18 protein-coding genes are annotated in these 16,892 nt (G+C 51.4%); 7 read left to right on the top strand and 11 right to left on the bottom strand.

Translation table 11 applies throughout. From position 1 onward, the window contains the following. The first annotated feature begins 18 nt into the window (after positions 1-18). A complete protein-coding gene (locus BN8_RS28425; RefSeq protein ID WP_009285403.1) occupies positions 19-1,125 on the top strand; it encodes an SMP-30/gluconolactonase/LRE family protein in 1,107 nt (368 codons plus the stop codon). 9 nt (positions 1,126-1,134) lie between these two features. Here the strand turns inward: BN8_RS28425 and BN8_RS28420 are convergent, their stop codons facing one another. From BN8_RS28420 to BN8_RS28405, 4 genes are all read right to left on the bottom strand, one after another. Next, positions 1,135-1,512 (bottom strand): hypothetical protein, encoded by a 378-nt coding sequence (locus BN8_RS28420; protein WP_229368427.1) that lies wholly within the window; start codon positions 1,510-1,512, stop codon positions 1,135-1,137. A gap of 115 nt (positions 1,513-1,627) precedes the next feature. Beyond that, positions 1,628-1,921 (bottom strand): DUF6510 family protein, encoded by a 294-nt coding sequence (locus BN8_RS28415; protein ID WP_009285401.1) that lies wholly within the window; start codon positions 1,919-1,921, stop codon positions 1,628-1,630. Between the two features lie 14 nt (positions 1,922-1,935). Further along, positions 1,936-2,676, bottom strand: a complete 741-nt coding sequence (locus tag BN8_RS28410) for a ferredoxin reductase (RefSeq protein ID WP_009285400.1) — start codon at positions 2,674-2,676, stop codon at positions 1,936-1,938. A 17-nt stretch (positions 2,677-2,693) separates the two neighbouring features. Beyond that, entirely contained in the window at positions 2,694-3,305 is a 612-nt protein-coding gene (locus tag BN8_RS28405) for a sulfite oxidase-like oxidoreductase (RefSeq protein ID WP_009285399.1), read from the bottom strand. Positions 3,306-3,451: 146 nt separating this feature from the next. Here BN8_RS28405 and BN8_RS28400 point away from each other — a divergent pair, with 146 nt between their 5' ends. Together BN8_RS28400 and BN8_RS28395 are read left to right on the top strand one after the other, a co-directional pair. Next, positions 3,452-4,618, top strand: a complete 1,167-nt coding sequence (locus tag BN8_RS28400) for an esterase (protein ID WP_009285398.1) — start codon at positions 3,452-3,454, stop codon at positions 4,616-4,618. A gap of 248 nt (positions 4,619-4,866) precedes the next feature. Next, positions 4,867-5,349 (top strand): SRPBCC family protein, encoded by a 483-nt coding sequence (locus tag BN8_RS28395; RefSeq protein ID WP_009285397.1) that lies wholly within the window; start codon positions 4,867-4,869, stop codon positions 5,347-5,349. 47 nt (positions 5,350-5,396) lie between these two features. Here BN8_RS28395 and BN8_RS28390 read toward each other — a convergent pair whose 3' ends face one another. The 3 genes from BN8_RS28390 to BN8_RS28380 all read right to left on the bottom strand — a co-directional run bounded on the left by BN8_RS28390 (position 5,397) and on the right by BN8_RS28380 (position 7,693). Next, positions 5,397-5,696, bottom strand: a complete 300-nt coding sequence (locus BN8_RS28390; protein ID WP_009285396.1) for a chaperone modulator CbpM — start codon at positions 5,694-5,696, stop codon at positions 5,397-5,399. A 12-nt stretch (positions 5,697-5,708) separates the two neighbouring features. Further along, positions 5,709-6,614: a DnaJ C-terminal domain-containing protein gene (locus tag BN8_RS28385; protein ID WP_009285395.1), complete on the bottom strand. Its 906-nt coding sequence runs from the start codon at positions 6,612-6,614 to the stop codon at positions 5,709-5,711. Between the two features lie 104 nt (positions 6,615-6,718). Then, positions 6,719-7,693: a YihY/virulence factor BrkB family protein gene (locus BN8_RS28380; protein WP_009285394.1), complete on the bottom strand. Its 975-nt coding sequence runs from the start codon at positions 7,691-7,693 to the stop codon at positions 6,719-6,721. Between the two features lie 221 nt (positions 7,694-7,914). Between BN8_RS28380 and BN8_RS28375 the strand changes: the two genes are divergently transcribed. Then, the gene (locus tag BN8_RS28375; protein WP_009285393.1) at positions 7,915-9,279 is read left to right on the top strand and encodes a M28 family peptidase; all 1,365 of its coding nucleotides are present in this window, start codon (positions 7,915-7,917) and stop codon (positions 9,277-9,279) included. Between the two features lie 63 nt (positions 9,280-9,342). Continuing rightward, positions 9,343-9,840 (top strand): DUF6265 family protein, encoded by a 498-nt coding sequence (locus BN8_RS28370; protein ID WP_009285392.1) that lies wholly within the window; start codon positions 9,343-9,345, stop codon positions 9,838-9,840. A gap of 56 nt (positions 9,841-9,896) precedes the next feature. Here the strand turns inward: BN8_RS28370 and BN8_RS28365 are convergent, their stop codons facing one another. From BN8_RS28365 to BN8_RS28350, 4 genes are all read right to left on the bottom strand, one after another. Further along, entirely contained in the window at positions 9,897-11,363 is a 1,467-nt protein-coding gene (locus BN8_RS28365; RefSeq protein WP_009285391.1) for a M48 family metalloprotease, read from the bottom strand. A 141-nt stretch (positions 11,364-11,504) separates the two neighbouring features. Continuing rightward, positions 11,505-12,620 (bottom strand): P1 family peptidase, encoded by a 1,116-nt coding sequence (locus tag BN8_RS28360; RefSeq protein WP_040006995.1) that lies wholly within the window; start codon positions 12,618-12,620, stop codon positions 11,505-11,507. Positions 12,621-12,802: 182 nt separating this feature from the next. Next, the gene (locus tag BN8_RS28355; RefSeq protein WP_009285389.1) at positions 12,803-12,994 is read right to left on the bottom strand and encodes a cold-shock protein; all 192 of its coding nucleotides are present in this window, start codon (positions 12,992-12,994) and stop codon (positions 12,803-12,805) included. Between the two features lie 163 nt (positions 12,995-13,157). Then, complete coding sequence (locus BN8_RS28350) at positions 13,158-14,282, bottom strand: lactonase family protein (protein WP_009285388.1); 1,125 nt, start codon at positions 14,280-14,282, stop codon at positions 13,158-13,160. A gap of 101 nt (positions 14,283-14,383) precedes the next feature. Here BN8_RS28350 and BN8_RS28345 point away from each other — a divergent pair, with 101 nt between their 5' ends. Both BN8_RS28345 and BN8_RS28340 read left to right on the top strand, forming a co-directional pair. Next, entirely contained in the window at positions 14,384-15,784 is a 1,401-nt protein-coding gene (locus tag BN8_RS28345) for an Nramp family divalent metal transporter (RefSeq protein ID WP_009285387.1), read from the top strand. A gap of 227 nt (positions 15,785-16,011) precedes the next feature. Continuing rightward, entirely contained in the window at positions 16,012-16,884 is an 873-nt protein-coding gene (locus BN8_RS28340; RefSeq protein WP_009285386.1) for an OmpA family protein, read from the top strand. The last annotated feature ends 8 nt before the right edge of the window (positions 16,885-16,892 follow it).

Below are 16,892 nucleotides of genomic sequence, written 5' to 3'. Positions count from 1 at the left end.
ATCACTCAGCGTATTACCATGAAAAGCAATCTTGTTCTCATTTTAGTAGGCGTCGGGTTGGCCGCTGGTTGCCAACAGAAAAAAGAAAACGCGCAGGGAGTTGATACGGGTAACCTCGACAGTGCTCAGGCGACCGTATCGACCGTTGGCAACCCAAAACTGCTGTACACTTTACCAGCTAAATACAATACGCCTGATGGTCTCGCCCTCGGCCCCGACGGTACGGTGTATTTGTCGGTACCCAACCTGGCCGACAATTCGTTTCCGGGGGTGCTGGTCACCGTTGGCGAAGACTCGCTTCATTTCTTCACAAGCCTGCCCGCCCATCCGGACACCAAACACGCTTGCCCAATGGACCTGGCGTTCGGTCCGGATGGTAATTTGTACTACGCCGACAATCAATACGAAAACGACAAAAACTACAAATCCCGGCTGATGCGCGTCCGGATGCAGAACGGGAAAGCTGTTGGAGTCGAACCGGTTGTGACGGGCTTTGCGCTGGCTAATGCGGTGGTTTGGGGCGGCAATACGATCTACGTGACAGACAGCCAGTGGGACATGCCCGACAATGATAAGGGCAGCGCGGTTCTTCGGTTTACTCTCGACGAGTTGAACAAAGGGGTCGTTGCCCTGAAACCCAAAACCATGGACCCGCACGTGCTGGCAACGTTCACAACGCAGGTGAATGAAACAGGTGTTGATAACGGAGCCGATGGATTGGACTACGACAGTCAGGGTCGTTTTTATACCGGCAGTTTCGGCGACGGCACGTTGTACCGCCTGACACTTAAACCCGATGGTACGTTGGCGTCGAAGGAGGTCGTAAAGCTCAGTCAGAAGATTCCCTGCATTGATGGTCTGATCATCGACCGCACCGACAATACCATTTACCTCTGCAACTCCCGCATGAACGCGATCATGACCGTTTCGCCCGATGGGAAGGTTACGACACTGGCCCAGAATGGCGACACCGACGGTAAGGACGGACGACTCGACCAGCCCGCAGAGGTGTTGCTCAAGGGCAAGCGACTTTTCATCTCGGAATACGACAATCCGGAAAAGAAGTTCGTCAACACCAAGGCCGACGACGTGCATACTATGTCGTACATCGATCTGGATAAATAAGGCTATGGCTTATTGACAATCTGTTTTTGTCAATACGTATTGATAGCTCTGCGCTGGATTCTTCAGTACCCATACGCCCTGTTTCTCAACCCGTTCGCCTTCTCGCCAGACTACGGAGTCGCCTTTCATGGTAAAGACGATTTCGTAGGGCTGCGTTACACCCTCGCCTGACCGTTGCCATTGCGCTGTAATCTGATTAGCTGCCATCGTTCCCCGGATGGGACCACGAGCCTGGTCTTTCTCAAATGGCAGTACGGTTAGTTCACCAGTAACGATAGAATCTCCCGTTGTGAGCGTGAGCATCGTTGTATCTCGCCCGACAATCTGCCGGAAACACTGTCTGGTGTTAGTAGCCGACTCAACGGCTTCCATGACGGAGTCGGTCACAGCGGCTGTTTTCCTTTCGGTTTCTGAAGACCCACTACGGCATCCAAACATTAACAGCGGTAGAATGAGTAAAAAGGATTGTGCTTGTACCATACAAGAACTAAGCTAACGTGATTCAACTCATTGGTAAGTACATAACGCTACGGGCCATTCCTTCCAGATTCACGATGATCGACGTAGGCGTTTTCACAATCTGAAGGACCAGCCCTTCGCAGGTGGGGCAGCGCAGTACAATCCCCGGCCCTCTGACATATGCCACCAGCGACGCAAATACACCTTCGTTCTGACAGTGGCCACACTGCGCCTGAAGCAACGTAACATCAAACCCCATGAGCATTTGCAGATCGCCGGCTACGGCATTGCCATCCAGTCGCAGCGCTTCGTTTATCGTATCGGTTTCCGGGTTCATGGCCTAAGTTGGTTTTACGTACCAGTTGGTCCAAAGCGTTCGGTTCGAATCGTGTCGGCAGATAAGCCCAGCTCGGCCAACGTATTGGCAACCTGTTCAACCAGCAGCGTTGGCCCGCAGATGAAACAGTGCGGTTGGGTCTCGAACCGATGTAGTACTTCTGTTAGCATCAGCCGGTCAATCCGGCGGTGGTAGCCTGCCCAGTCTACTGGTACGTCGCGGGTAAACGTCAGTAGCAGGTCAAACTGCGCATCGTGCCTGGCCATTTCCTCCAGTTCGTCCCGGTAAATAGCCTCTTCGGCCGATCGTACGCTGAAAAGCAGCCGGGTTGGATTCGTAGCGCCAATTTTTGCCCGGTGCCGTAGCATGGCCATGAGCGGAACAACACCCGAACCGCCTGCCACCAGCAAAAGCGGCACGTGTTTCATGGCGTCTTGCCAAACAAAATACCCCCCGATAGGCCCCCGTACTTCCAGTTGATCGCCGGGTGCTACGCCCTCGTGCAAATACGCGGATACTTCACCATCGTCTATCAATTCGACAGTCAGGTCAATTTCGCCCGTTTGCTCAGGCGGTGATGCAATCGAGTAACTGCGCTGGGCCTGGTAACCATCCTCGGCTGTTAATCGTAGATCGTAGTGCTGACCGGGCAGGTGGGGTATCCAGTTCGGTAGTGTTAGCGTAAATGTTTTTACACGGGGCGTTTCCTGCACGATGGATTTTACCCGTGCAAGCTGCCACTGAATTCGCTCCATAGTGTCTGGTGAGTGGCTTAATCGTCGCTACGATACCGTTGTTCGCGCCAGGGATCGCCGTACATACTATACCCTCCGCGCTCCCAAAATCCGGGTTGGTCATGCTCCATAAACCGCAGTCCTTTAATCCATTTGGCACTTTTCCAGAAGTACAGATGCGGCACTACCAGCCGGGCAGGTCCACCATGCTCAGGCGCAAGCGGCAATCCTTCGTAGCGCAGTCCGACAAAGGCTTTTCCGTTTCGCAGATCGTCGAGCGGAATGTTCGTGGTGTAGTCGCCGTATGAATAGGCCATCACGTAACGGGCTTCAGGCTTTAGTGTAACCTGTTCGAGCAACGTATCAATGCTTACGCCCTCCCAATGGGTATCCAGCTTCGACCACTTCGTTACGCAGTGAATGTCATTTGTGAATGACTGATGCGGCAGGGCGTTGAATTGGTCCCAGTTCAACTGGACTGAGGATTCAACCAGTCCTTCCAGCGTGAACGACCAGGTCGTCAGTGGAATGCGGGGCGTCGGCCCGGCAGTCAGCACAGGAAAGTCGCGGGTTTCGTATTGGCCGGGCGGAATCCGGTCGTTAGCGACCGACTCGCGTTTGCGCCCAAATCCTTTGTTGAAGAAAGCCATAGGAACGTTGCGGCATGGTGGAGAGTAGGACAGGTATTTACATTAGCAAGTATAACAAAATATAATCCAAAGTGTCCCGCAGTTTGAGAATGGGTATAATACCTAACGACCTGCTTTTTAACGTAAACCCTTAACTCTTCAGCCTTATGTTAGTCAAACATCGGGTGCGCTACGTGAATGCACTGCTTATGACCACGCTACTGGTAGGCGGAAAACTCATGGCTCAGGCACCCCAGCGGCAACCAAACCCGAACGATACGCTCAGGTCTCCGCAGGTACTCGCCGACAATCGGGTAGCCCTTCGCATCTACGCGCCTAAAGCCAGCGAAGTGACCGTTGCGGGCGATTTCCTGGGCGGAGGCAAACCGCTCAACCTGACCAAAAACGAACAGGGCGTCTGGTCGGTAGTTACAGGACCGCTGAAGCCGGATTATTACAGCTACACCCTCACGGTCGATGGTGTCCGGACTATGGACCCTAAGAATCCGGTTATCAAGCAGGGGATCAGCAGCCTTGAAAACATGATGGCCGTAACCGGCAAGGAAACCGCCTTCGAAGAAATTCAGCCGGTACCACACGGCGAAGTACGTCAGGCCTGGTATCAATCGAAATCGCTGGCCACGCCCCGCCGGATGCATATATACACCCCTCCCGGTTACGAGCAGGGCAAAACCAAGTATCCGGTATTTTACCTGCTCCACGGCGGGGGCGACGATGATTCAGGCTGGAACACCATCGGCCGGGCCGGTTTCATTCTCGATAACCTGATTGCAGCCGGTAAAGCTAAACCCATGATCGTTGTCATGCCGAACGGCAGCATGCCAATGCCTCCTTCTTCAACTATGGCCGACTTTGCGCAGCGGCTTCCACAGATGCAGGAGATGTTTGCTAACGAGCTGCTTAATGATGTGATGCCCTATGTAGAAAAGAATTACCGTACGCTGGCGGGGCGCGACAAACGAGCGTTGGCCGGCTTGTCGATGGGCGGTATCCAGACTCTGAACGTAGCCCTGCTGCATCCTGAGTTGTTCAGCTACGTTGGTGTGTTCAGTTCGGGCTTCTTCGGCGGTACGGCCAATGAAGCCGGTACCCGCTATGCTAAAACCTTGCAGGACCCGGCGTTTAACAAAAACAACAAGCTGTTTCTGTTCCAGATCGGAAAAGATGATTTTCTGCTGGAATCGTGTAAACAAACCATGGCTCTGTTCGACCAGCACAAGATTAAGTACCAGTACAAGGAAACAGACGGCGGTCATACCTGGATCAACTGGCGACAGTATCTGAGTGAATACGCTCCGCTCCTGTTCCAGTAAGCCTCCTTGCAAACAGCTTTGCAAAAAAACCTGACCGGTCGGCTGGTCAGGTTTTTTTATGAATACTAATTACACAAGTAGGCTTTGATACCCAATTAATTACAGTTCATTGGTCACCTGTTCCGGTTCAACGACTTACCGATAGTCTTCCATCTGAACTCGACCTAATTTAGCATACGATTCGTTCACCTCCTCTGTACCAACAACGTAAACAACGAATAACTTTTAACCAGAAAACTACCTTCAACATGATCAGCATTCATGTATCCGAGATCATCGAGCGCCCTATCGATGAGGTATTTGCTTTTGCAGGTTGCTTTGACAACGATTCGGCATGGCGCACGGGCCTGAGCGCCCGCTGGCCTATCATCTCCGGCTCGCCAGTCGAACACATGCCATTTCAGGAAACCGTTACGTACCTGGGTAATCAGTTTACGTTTCAGGGGATTATCGAAGCAGTTGAAGCCGACGCCCGGGTGACTTTCCGGTCTACCAACGCCACGATGCCCATGTGGGGACAGCGCCTGTTTGAGCCAGTGGGGAACCACACTTACTTCACCTACGAGCTTACTATTGAACCGACAGGTACGTACGAACTGCTGCCCACCCTAACGTCGGAACTGTTTACCCGTCTGATCAGACACGATGTAGCCGCTTTGAAGCAATTACTCGAAAGCCGGAACCTTGCCAGCCACAAGCACATGGGGGATATGGAGTTGGCAATGGCCTAACTGAATATTAACCAACGGTTGCGGGCAGTTTTGTCTGCAACCGTTGGTTAATGTTCAGTCATTGACTCATAGAAAGCCAGTCGATTTTGTAGCTGAACAACCTCACGCTGCAGGTGTTCCAATTGATCGAGCAGGTTGATCACAATATCCAGATCGTCTGCATGAACGGCCAGGTCCTGGTGCAGTCGAACCAGTTTCTCCAGCCGGGCTACGAATTCAGGATGCACGTAGACCGACTGGTCGACCTGAGTGGTTTGTATCAAGCCGCGTTGCTCCAGCAAATAAACAAAGCTGACTTCAACCTGGTGGTAAACGCAAAATTCATTGACCGATACTAAAGTCTCCATACGAGTTATTGGTTAGAGGGCCGCCAATTTCCGGAATAGTTCTTTCTGCTCGTCTGTCAGATTCGTCGGCAAGTTTACCTGCCACTGCACGTACAGATCACCAAAGGCACCTTCCTGTTTGTAAACCGGAAACCCTTTGCCTTTTAACCTTATCTTCGATCCATTCTGCGTCCCGGCCGGCACCGAAACCTTCACTTTTCCATCGAAGGTTTGGATGATTTTTTCACCGCCCAGAACTGCCGTGTACAGGTCTATTTCTTCGTCAACGTACAGATCATTTCCTTTCCGTTTGTAGCGTGGATCGTCGGCGATAACGAACGTAATATACAGGTCACCATCCGGACCACCGTTCACGCCGGGGCCGCCGTAGCCCGCCAGTTTGATCTTCTGCCCGTTTTCAACACCCGCCAGTACGGTGATACGAATGTTTTTACCATTAACGGTCAGGGTTTGTTTGTGGGTAGCATGCGCATCACGTAGACTCAGATGCAGTTCAGCCTGATAGTCCGGGCCGCGATACCGGGTTTCGCGCCGACCGCGCCCTGCCCCGGCCTCCTGCCCAAACAGCGACGAGAAGAAATCCGAGAAGTCGGCCCCGCCGAATCCCTCCGAGAAGTCAAACTCATCGGTAGAACCCTGTGTGTAGGAACGCCGTTGCTGTTGCTGCCGCCGGGCTTCTTCAAATTGCTCGGCATGCTGCCAGTCTTTGCCGTACTGGTCGTACTTCTTGCGCTTTTCCGGATCAGTCAGCACTTCATTGGCCTCGTTGATCTGCTGGAATTTTTTGTGAGCTTCCGGGTCATTCGGATTCAGGTCCGGATGGTGCTTCCGGGCCAGTTTCCGATACGCTTTTTTTATGTCGTCCTCCGACGCCGTTTTCGGTACGCCCAGGACACTGTAGTAATCAATAAAGTCCATTTGAGGCAGTTGTAAATTCTGGTTGTACGGTTTTTACATGGTGTTGGTCTAGTAGGGGATAGCCCCTTAAAACCAACCCATTGTATAAACAAACTTCCCCTACCTTACCGTTCTTTACTACGTGCCTCTTCAATTTTATGCTCGGTTGGAATAATCGATACGTCTCGTTCGCGTTCAACCTGTTCGACATACACAGCATAGTCGGCCGGTTCAATCCTCACACCGAAATGATTGGCATAGGCCTGCGTAAACTCGGCACCAAAGTATAGAATGGCCGCGGTGTAATAAATCCAGACAAGAATGACAATCAGCGAACCGGCTGCACCATAAGCGGAACTGGTTGTTGTGGTCTCAACGTACAGCCCAATCAGATAGCGGCCCAGCATAAATAGCAGCGCTGTAAAGAAGGCACCCCAGCGAACATCCTTCCAGGCGATCTTGGCATCAGGAAGCACTTTGAAAATGATACCAAACAGGGTAGTAATGACCGCCGTACTGATCAGAAAGTTGAAGGCGCTGATCAGGATTACACCAATCTGCGGAATGTAGCGTGTCAGGAAATCACTCAGAGCCAGCACAACTCCGTTGATGATCAGCGATACCAGCAGCAAAAAGCCAAGGCTGATGACCAGCGAGGAGGACAGCAGCCGGTCTTTGAGCAGTTTAAGCCAGCCCCGTTTCGGTTTTGCCTTTACCCGCCAGATGAGGTTCACTGAATCCTGAATCTCAATAAAGATAGTGGTTGCCCCGACCACGAGCGTTACGATACCGATGCCCAGCGCTGTATTGGTTTTACCCGACAGTTCTACGGCTTTGATCATATCCTGAATCTGCCTGGCGGCTTCGTTACCTACCAGCCCGTTAATTTGAGAGAAGATTTGCCCCTGAATGGCATCTTCACCCAAAAAAATGCTGATCAACGATATCACCAGTACCAACAGTGGGGCCAGCGAAAACACGGTATAGTAGGCCAGGGCTGCACTTAACTTCAGACAACGGTCATTCAAAAACCCATTGTAAGAGTCCTTGAGCAGCACCCAAAGATTTGAAAAAAAGTGACTGATGGATTGAGTTGCCATAACGTTCAATGATAAGTGAATGACGATACCACCCAGCCAATCATTCTGATAGCGACCAGGCAGCAATAAGTTTTCCTGTGTTCAACTATGGTTACCTATGCGCTGTTTGATCCGTTGGAAATTTCAATTATCCGGTCGATAATTTTTCGGTGTTCCGACTATTTCAGGCATCCTGCTTAAATTCAGCGGAATTTATGATAACTAACACGACCTGACATTGTATGAAGATTACGCTTTCGTTTAGTCTAGCCGTATTATCCACCACCTTACTGGCTCAATCGCCCGACTCGGTTGCTATCCGCAGTCTGTTCAATGAAACGCTTACTAACGGCAAATCCTACGAATGGCTCCGGCAGCTTACGAAACAGGTCGGTCCACGACTCAGCGGTTCACCGGGAGCCCAGAAAGCGGTCGAGTGGGCTAAACAGACCATGGAAAAAGAAGGGTTCGACCGGGTGTTTCTGCAGGAAGTAATGGTACCACACTGGGAGCGCGGCCCAAAAGAAGAAGCCTACATTCGGACGGGGAAGCGGAAACTAACCGTACCGATCGCTGCCTTGGGCGGTTCGGTAGCCACTCCTCCCAAGGGCATCGAAGCTGGCGTAGTTGAGGTAAAAAACGTCAAAGAGCTGGAGGCACTGGGAGCCGATAAGATCAAAGGTAAAATTGTGTTCTTCAATCGACCCATGGACCCTACGAAGCTAAACACCTTCGAGGCCTACGGTGGAGCGGTCGATCAGCGAGCCAATGGCGCTACGTTTGCAGCAAAATTTGGTGCTGTAGGCGCTATCATTCGCTCAATGACGACGGCCCAGGACGATAATCCGCATACGGGCAGCATGCGCTACGGCGCTGGTGTGCCGCTTATTCCGACGGCTGCCATCAGTACCAACGGCGCTAATGAACTGAGCCGGCTGCTCAGCGAAGACCCGAATCTTACGTTCTATTTTAAACAAAATTGCCAGAGCCTCCCCGATGCTAAGTCTTACAACGTAGTGGGTGAAATTAAAGGCTCCGAGAAGCCGGACGAAATCATCGTAGTCGGCGGGCATCTTGATTCGTGGGATTTGGCAGAAGGTGCCCACGACGACGGAGCTGGCTGCGTTCAGTCTATCGAGGTATTGCGGATGATGAAAGCCCTCGGTATTAAACCTAAGCGGACGATCCGGGCGGTAATGTTCATGAACGAAGAAAACGGACTGCGGGGTGGTATTGGCTATGCCGACTACGCAAAAAAGAACAGCGAGAAACACATAGCGGCTGTTGAATCAGACAACGGCGGCTTCACTCCCCGCGGTTTTGGAGTGGTCGGAACGTCCGAGCAGAAGGCCAAAGTGTCGCAATGGAAAAGCTTGCTGGCTCCGTATGGCCTCCATGAGATTGGCCCTGGGGGTGGCGGAGCTGATATTGGTCCGCTCGCCCAGTCAGGTACGGTTCTGTTTGGCTTCAAGCCCGATTCGCAGCGGTACTTCGATTACCACCATACGGGCATCGACCGTTTTGAAGCCGTCAATAAACGGGAACTGGACCTGGGGGCGGCCTCCATGGCGGCCATCGTTTATCTGGTTGATCAATATGGCTTGTAGTAAGTTATTTGCAAGTAAAGACCACTAGTTTTGCCCTTCTCGTAGTACCAACTATTCTGATCCATGAAAACCCTCGTATCCCTTTTTATTTTTTACTACGTTCTCGCCATCGCTGCCTCTGGCCAAAGCCAGCCGAAAACCGGCTCACTCAACGACGTCAACTTTCTGGCTGGTCACTGGCTGGGAACGTACAACGGTGGCCCGATTGAAGCAAACTGGACCGCCCCCGCCGGCGACAACATAGTGGGCTTCATCCGAATGATGAAAGATGACAAGGTGACGCTTTACGAGTTATTTGCGTTTGAGCAGACATCGTCAGGGCCGGTAGCAATGGTTAAACACTTCAAACCGGGCCTGATCGGGGTTGAAGAGAAGGACAAATCCGATCGGTACAAGTTTATTGAAGCGAAAAAAGACCAGGCTCTTTTTGAAAAAGAAGACGGGTCGATTCGGATTATCTACGAAAAGCGCGGTCCTGACCAACTCGTCATCCGGCGCGGACAACCTAAAGATGGCAACTGGGCCTTCAACGACCTGTTCGTATTTTATCGGGCTCAGTAACCATAGGGCAATCAGACCGATGACGCCTGTTCTTCATCGATCTGATTGCCCTATACCTAGCGGGTAATAATCTTTACCATAGTACCTCGCGCCACGCGATCGTCAGCCCGTAAGCTGTTGAGTGTCCCTAACTCTTCCAGGCGATTGGCAGGCATTCCAAGCGCTGTCATGACTTCTCGAAACGTACCGTCGCGGGGAGCGTTTTTCACCCGTACGCGTTCGGGCTGACGGTTCAACTTATCCGGGTCAGTCAGTTGCCGGAATCCGCCGGCCACCTGCTGGAACGTCCGAAACGGACCGTTGAATCCCTGAGCAGCCGCCAGTCCGTGCAAGGCATAAATAGTACCGTTGTATTGAATCAGCCACGACGCAATCTGTAATGCGTTTTGTGTACTTTGCGTCTGTTGCTGGCCCTGCTGAGGCTGCTGTTGCGAGATAAGCACGTAGGCCGGATTTCCGTTGATGGTAGTGCGCTGGTTTTCCAGCACGCGAAGTCCAAATTGCTGGACTGTGTTTTGTGCAGCTTCGTCGAGCGAATTGCCTTTTGCCAGCATTAAAATCATCGCCGACTTTCCGTCCTTAGCCGCCATCTGAAACTGGCTCGGTGAGTTCTGGTGCTGCCACCCGTTCGGTACGGGAAACTGAAATTTGAGCTGGGGGTGGTAAAATATAGCGTTCTCCACAAACCCCTGTTTAGGATCTTCCCCAAAAACGATCCCGTCAATCATCCGTAGGTATGAGTCACGGTCGACCTGGTAACTACCCGGATTTTTGGTCTGATACTGCTGCGCGAGTTCCAACACGCGCTTGTTGCGGTTACCCGGATCAGGGTGCGTCGACATGAATTGGGGAACGGCCTGCCCTGAGCTTTCCTGGATCCGCTTGATCGTACCGAAGAAATCAGCCATTTCACGAGCGTCGTAACCGATCTTGCTGGAATACTCTACACCAATCTCATCCGACTCCGACTCGTGGGCGCGGCTATAACCCAGTAAGGCCAACTGCAAACCTTGAGAGGCCAGTTCGGTCAACTGACCGGTCTTATCAAACAAGACTGAACCGAGCACCAGCGCGCCCGTACCGAACAATTGCTTGCTTTGCTGGCGGGCCGAATGCCGTGCGGTAATGTGCCCAATCTCATGGCCCAGCACCCCGGCAAACTCAGCCTCGTTATTAAAATGCGCCATAATGCCCCGCGTAAAATATACGTAGCCACCCGGCACAGCAAACGCATTTACGACCGGCGAATCGACAATGTAGAACTGATACGGCAGATCGGGCCGGTGCGAAATACGGGCCATCGCCTTTCCTTTTTCATTGATAAAGTCCTGCAGGCGTTTGTCTTCGTATAAACCCATGCTGGAAACCACGGTTGGGTGCGACTCCTGACCAAGGGCAATTTCCTGCTCTTTCGACATTAGAATCACTTCCCGCTTACCCGTGACGGGGTTACGCGAACACGTTGTAAAGGTGACTAATGCCGCAAGCAGAGCGAATCGGCTTAGGGTATTTATCTTATGCATATTTGCTCAGAAAACCCTTAACCTCCAAAGGGTTAATTAGTTAGCTCATCCGGGGAGGTAAACAAAACGCGGATACTGTTGAGGTAAACTACTTAGCCCGACTGTTTTGTTTTTCAATTTATTTTATTCAGGCATGTCCGGTTAAATTTGACCTGCTTTCCGCAGCAGATCAAGTACCTGATTAACCGGCAGAGCGTCAACCTGATGCCCCTGATCGCCGGTGAGGGATTGAGCCGCGAAAAGGGAGTTGATGATCGCTTCTTCGGTAGCTTCAATAGCCGCCATGAAAAGGGGAGACATGTTATCGTTGCGCAGCAGTTTTACCTCATCGAACGGATTGGTTGTCTCGTGCGGAATGCGGTATGCCGTCGACACGGCAATGACGTAATCCCCGCTGCCGTTCGAGGCAATGCCTCCCGTACGGGCCAGCCCCATGAACGCCCGTTTCGCCAGGCGCTTGAGATTACGAGCATCCAGAGGAGCATCTGTCAGCACAACCATCATGCACGAGCCATCGAGTTTTTCCTTAAAGCTGTACTTACCGAGCTTCACCCCAACCGGCACGCCGGCAATCTGTAGAACACCCCCGAAGTTAGTCTGGACCAATACGCCTACAGTATAACCGCCCAGCGACGTAGGTAATTTCCGGGAGGACGTACCGATACCGCCTTTGTAGCCGAAGCAGACGGTGCCGGTGCCGGCACCCACATTGCCTTCTTCAACCGGCCCGGTTCTGGCTTGTTGAAGCGCCTGAAGTACGTGCTGTTTAGTAATATGTCGCCCGCGAATGTCATTCAGATACCCGTCGTTTGTTTCACCCACTACGGGATTCACTGAGCGGACTTCTCCGTTAGCAGGCTGAGCCAGCGTATAGTCAATCAGCGCATCCGTTGCGGTCGGGACGCTCAACGTATTGGTTAGCACAATAGGGGTTTCAAGCGTACCCAGCTCTTCTACCTGGCTGTAGCCGGTAAGCTTACCAAATCCATTCCCAATGTAAATGGCCGCTGGTGCTTTTTGCTGAAAGATGTTACCCTCATGCGGCAGAATGGCCGTTACTCCAGTGCGGATGTTGGCTCCCTGCTGAATCGTAACCTGGCCTACGCGAACGCCAGGTACGTCGGTAATGGCATTCAGCGATCCGGTTGGCATCACCCCAAATCGAATACCATACTCCCGGGGGCGTTTGTTGGATTGGGCCAGCGTAATGGTCAACGTACAGCAGGTTAAAAATGTAAAGATCAGCCTGTTCTTCATACCCAAAAATACGCCCGGACAAGACAGTTTTCGCATGCTGAAGCTATAATCAACAATGGATGAGTTTAGGCTATACAACCTTATGGCTTGGTGTACCGAATTGCGTAGGAACCCCATAAAACGAAAAAACATGCCGTACGGCATGTTCTTAACGTTAGCTTAAATCCTCAGTGGCTTCCGATCTAAACAACTTCGACGTTGACGGCATTTAAACCTTTTTTGCCGCGTTCAACTTCGAATTTCACCTTATCGTTTTCACGAATCTGGTCAATGAGTCCCGATGCGTGGACGAAAATGTCATCACCGGCAACATCCGGCTTAATGAAGCCGAATCCTTTCGACTCATTAAAAAACTTAACTGTTCCTGTTTGCATTGTATTTTCTTAACAACTTCTAAAGATAACGGCTTTATCCGAGAATTAGTTGTTTCTATCCATCTTTTATTGTCAAAGCCCCAAAAAAGTTGAGTAAATGGGCTTTTATTCAACCCCACACTGATCAGGCAGGCCGATAACCTGGCTCAACACGACAGCATATTTACTGAACGGTCATGAGCTTCAGACAGACCGGCGAGGGTACACTTACGGATTTACCAGTGTCGGTCAACTTTCCGGTTTTTGGATCGAGCCGGAACACAGTGATGTTATCCGTCTCCTGATTAGCGGCCAGCACGTATTGGCCTTTCGGATCAACCATAAAGTTACGGGGAGTTTTACCACCCGTCGGCTGCTGTCCCATCAGCGTCACAGTACCGTCTTTAGCAATCGACAATATGGCCAGCGCGTTGTACCCCCGGTTTGACTGATACAAGTATTTACCGGTAGGATCGGTATGAATGTCTGCACTGGTATTGTTACCGCTGAAGTCGGCAGGCAGCGTCTTTACATTGTCCTGAATCAGTGTTAATGCCCCGGTTTTGGCATCACGCTTAAAAGTAGCCACCGCCGAAGTCAGCTCCTCAACCACATAAACGTAGCGACCGTTGGGATGAATGGCCAGGTGGCGAGGTCCCGAACCGGGCTTTACGGAGACAAAGGGAGTTGCCGCTGGTTTCACCTTGCCGCTTGCCGGATCAATGTCGTAGATATATACTTTGTCAGAACCAAGATCAGCTACGTATACAAAGCGGTTATCAGGCGAAAGAGTTGCCGAATGGATATGCGGTTTTTCCTGCCGCTGCTGGTTAGGGCCGCTGCCGGTGTACTCCATCGATTCTGTTGGTTCACCCAGTGTTCCATCTGCCTTGATTGGCAGCACCGTGAAAGTGCCTCCTCCATAATTTGATACAAACGCCAGCTTACCGGTTTGATCGACACTGACATGGCAAGGCCCCCGTCCCTTCGATGGCTGCTGATTCAGGGGATTCAAGTTGCCGGTTTTTGGCTCAATGGCATAGGCACTCACCCCACCGTTTTTATCAGCGCCTTCATTGACGGAATATAAATACTTCCCAGACGGATGAATAGCCAGAAATGACGGGCTTTTGTCGTTCGGCACGGTTTGCATCTGTTTCAGATTGCCGGTCGCCCGATCGAATTCGAACACATAAATCCCCTCGCTACCCCGCACCGAGTAGGTACCAACGTACAAGATTTCTTTAGCTGACTGAGCATAGGCACTCATCATAAGCAGGCATAGAATGGTAGTGAGAAACGATTTCATAAGGAGAAAATAAGGCAATGTTGCTTTGACGATAAACAAAACAGGCCCGCTAATCTACTGTCGTGAGCCGATTTTGTAAGTTCCATCAGCGCACCAGCCTTATGTCTGCTACAACCCCCACTCCTCCGTCGGCTGCGGAACTGCATGATCCATACGTATTATCAGCCACTCGAATACGACCCGCGCCAACAACCTTTGTCGGTCGTCTACGTCATCTGGGGCCCGGTTTCATTTTGTCCGCGGCCATTGTCGGCTCCGGCGAACTCATTGCGACTACGGCATTGGGGGCTAAAGCGGGCTTCGTTACGTTCTGGGTAATTCTGGTCAGTTGCCTCGTGAAAGTGGCTTTACAGATCGAATTTGGCAAAAACGCGATCTATACCGGCCTACCAACCATGCAGTCGCTGAACCGGCTGCCGGGGTGGCGGATTCAGGCTACGCATTGGACGATCTGGGTATGGCTGAGCTTACAGGGACTTAAGTTGTTACAGGTGGGCGGTATCGTGGGGGGCGTGGCTCTGGTTCTTAACATGGCCTTGCCTGTTCTCAGCGTTTCGTGGTGGGCTATCCTGTCGGCTGTTATAACTGCTTTGCTTATCTACCGGGGCAACTACGGCTGGATTGAGAAAGGTACCCTTTTGATGATTATTGGCTTCACCGGCTTGATCTTACTGTCGGTGCTGCTGTTGCAATGGACGCCCTACGCTATCAGTGGCGAAGAACTCGGATCAGGCTTAACGTTTTCACTACCTCCGGCTACGGTCGGTGTCGCCTTAGCCGCCTTCGGCATTACGGGCGTTGGGGGCGACGAAATTATGTATTATAACTACTGGTGCATTGAAAAAGGCTACGCTACCTACGTAGGCCCTCGCGTATTATCACCTGACAACGAAGCCAGTGCCTGGGCCGAACGGGCGCGGGGCTGGATTCGGGTCATGACCGTTGATGCCCTTTTTTCGATGGTCGTCTACACAACCGTGACGGCCGCATTTTACCTGCTTGGTGCTTCGCTATTGCATGAACATGGCCAGATCCCTGAAGGCTACGCTATGGTTGAAACACTGTCCCGGCTTATGACCACTACGCTCGGGCCGGGCGCAAAAGTGGTTTTTCTGGTCGGTGCCTTTTTCGTGCTGTATTCAACCTTGTTTACAGCCACAGCCAGTTGGGCCCGCATCTTTGGCGATGCCTTTGGACAACTTGGCTGGGTTCGTTTCGATGATCCGGCAGCCCGAAAACGCACGTTATCCATTTTATCCTGTGCATTTCCTACTATATGGTGCCTACTGTTTCTATTCATCAAATTACCGGTCCTGATGATTCTGCTCGGCGGTCTGGCTACGTCCGTACTGCTGCTGGTAGTTGTCTGGGCTGCGTTTATGTTTCGGTACCGCCAGCTACCACCTGAGCTAACGCCCTCACTGTGGTACGACGTCTGGTTTTGGGTAAGTGTTCTATCAATTCTGGGAGTGAGTGCTTATGGGGTAAGCCAACTTTTGTAAAATCGAACAGGCTGCTTTCCGAGCTTATCAGAAGCAACAAGCAGGAATGCTGATCAGCGTTTCATTAAGCAAAGTTCAACAAAATAAAGAACCGGCTTTAAAAATTATCACGTAATAAAACCAGCGTTTTTATTAATTTTGTCCAAAAATTAACCCAACATACTTAATAAATGACGGTTAGTTGACCGTCTTTTCGTTCAGCACTGTTTTAAAGTTAATCAAAGCCCATGAAGCGTTTACTGTTTGCCTGCGCTATTCTATCCCTGCTATCTTCCTGTGCTAGTAAGAAACGACTGGCCGAGATCAAAGCCCTTCAGGAGGCTCGCGACAAAGCCCAGGCTTCGTTGAATGATTGCGACCGGCGTACGGCTGATCTGCGGACTCAACTGGCTACTCGGGAAACTGACATCCAGAACAAGGATAAGCAACTGAGCGACCTGCAGAACCAGCTAGACTATCTGAAGAAAAACAACAGCAACCTGCTCGACCGCATGGCCGATCTGTCAGTTGTCAGCAAAGCAGGGGCTGAAAGTATGAAGAAATCGCTGGAAACGATTGCAGGTATGTCGTCGTCTATGCAGAAGAAAGACTCGATTAACCTTGTCCTCGTTAGAAGCCTGAAACGCTCTCTGGAAGATGTCAATGATGAGGACGTACAGGTTGAAGTTCGTGGTGGAGTTGTTTACGTATCGATCTCCGACAAAATGCTGTTCCGGTCAGGTAGCTACGACATCAACGCCCGTGCTGAAACAGTATTGGGTAAAGTGGCTAAAGTGGCCGCTGACCACAAGGACCTGAACATTCTGGTTGAAGGCCACACGGACATCGTACCTATCTCAACTCAGTACATCAAAGACAACTGGGATCTTAGCGTACTGCGGGCAACGTCTGTTGTTCGGATGCTGCAAAACAAATTTGGGATCAGCCCAGCTCGTCTGACTGCCGGAGGCCGTGGCGAATATGCGCCTAAAGCCGACAACGCCACTGCATCGACCCGTCAGGTAAACCGCCGTACGGAAATCATCTTGACGCCGAAACTTGATCAGTTCTTCAACCTGGTTTCAACCGGTGAAGAAGGTCCTGCAACCGATGACAAGTAAGGTTGGCT

The sequence above is a fragment of the Fibrisoma limi BUZ 3 genome, from assembly GCF_000296815.2.
Classification (GTDB): domain Bacteria; phylum Bacteroidota; class Bacteroidia; order Cytophagales; family Spirosomataceae; genus Fibrisoma; species Fibrisoma limi.
This window is presented reverse-complemented; position numbering and strand designations above follow the sequence as displayed.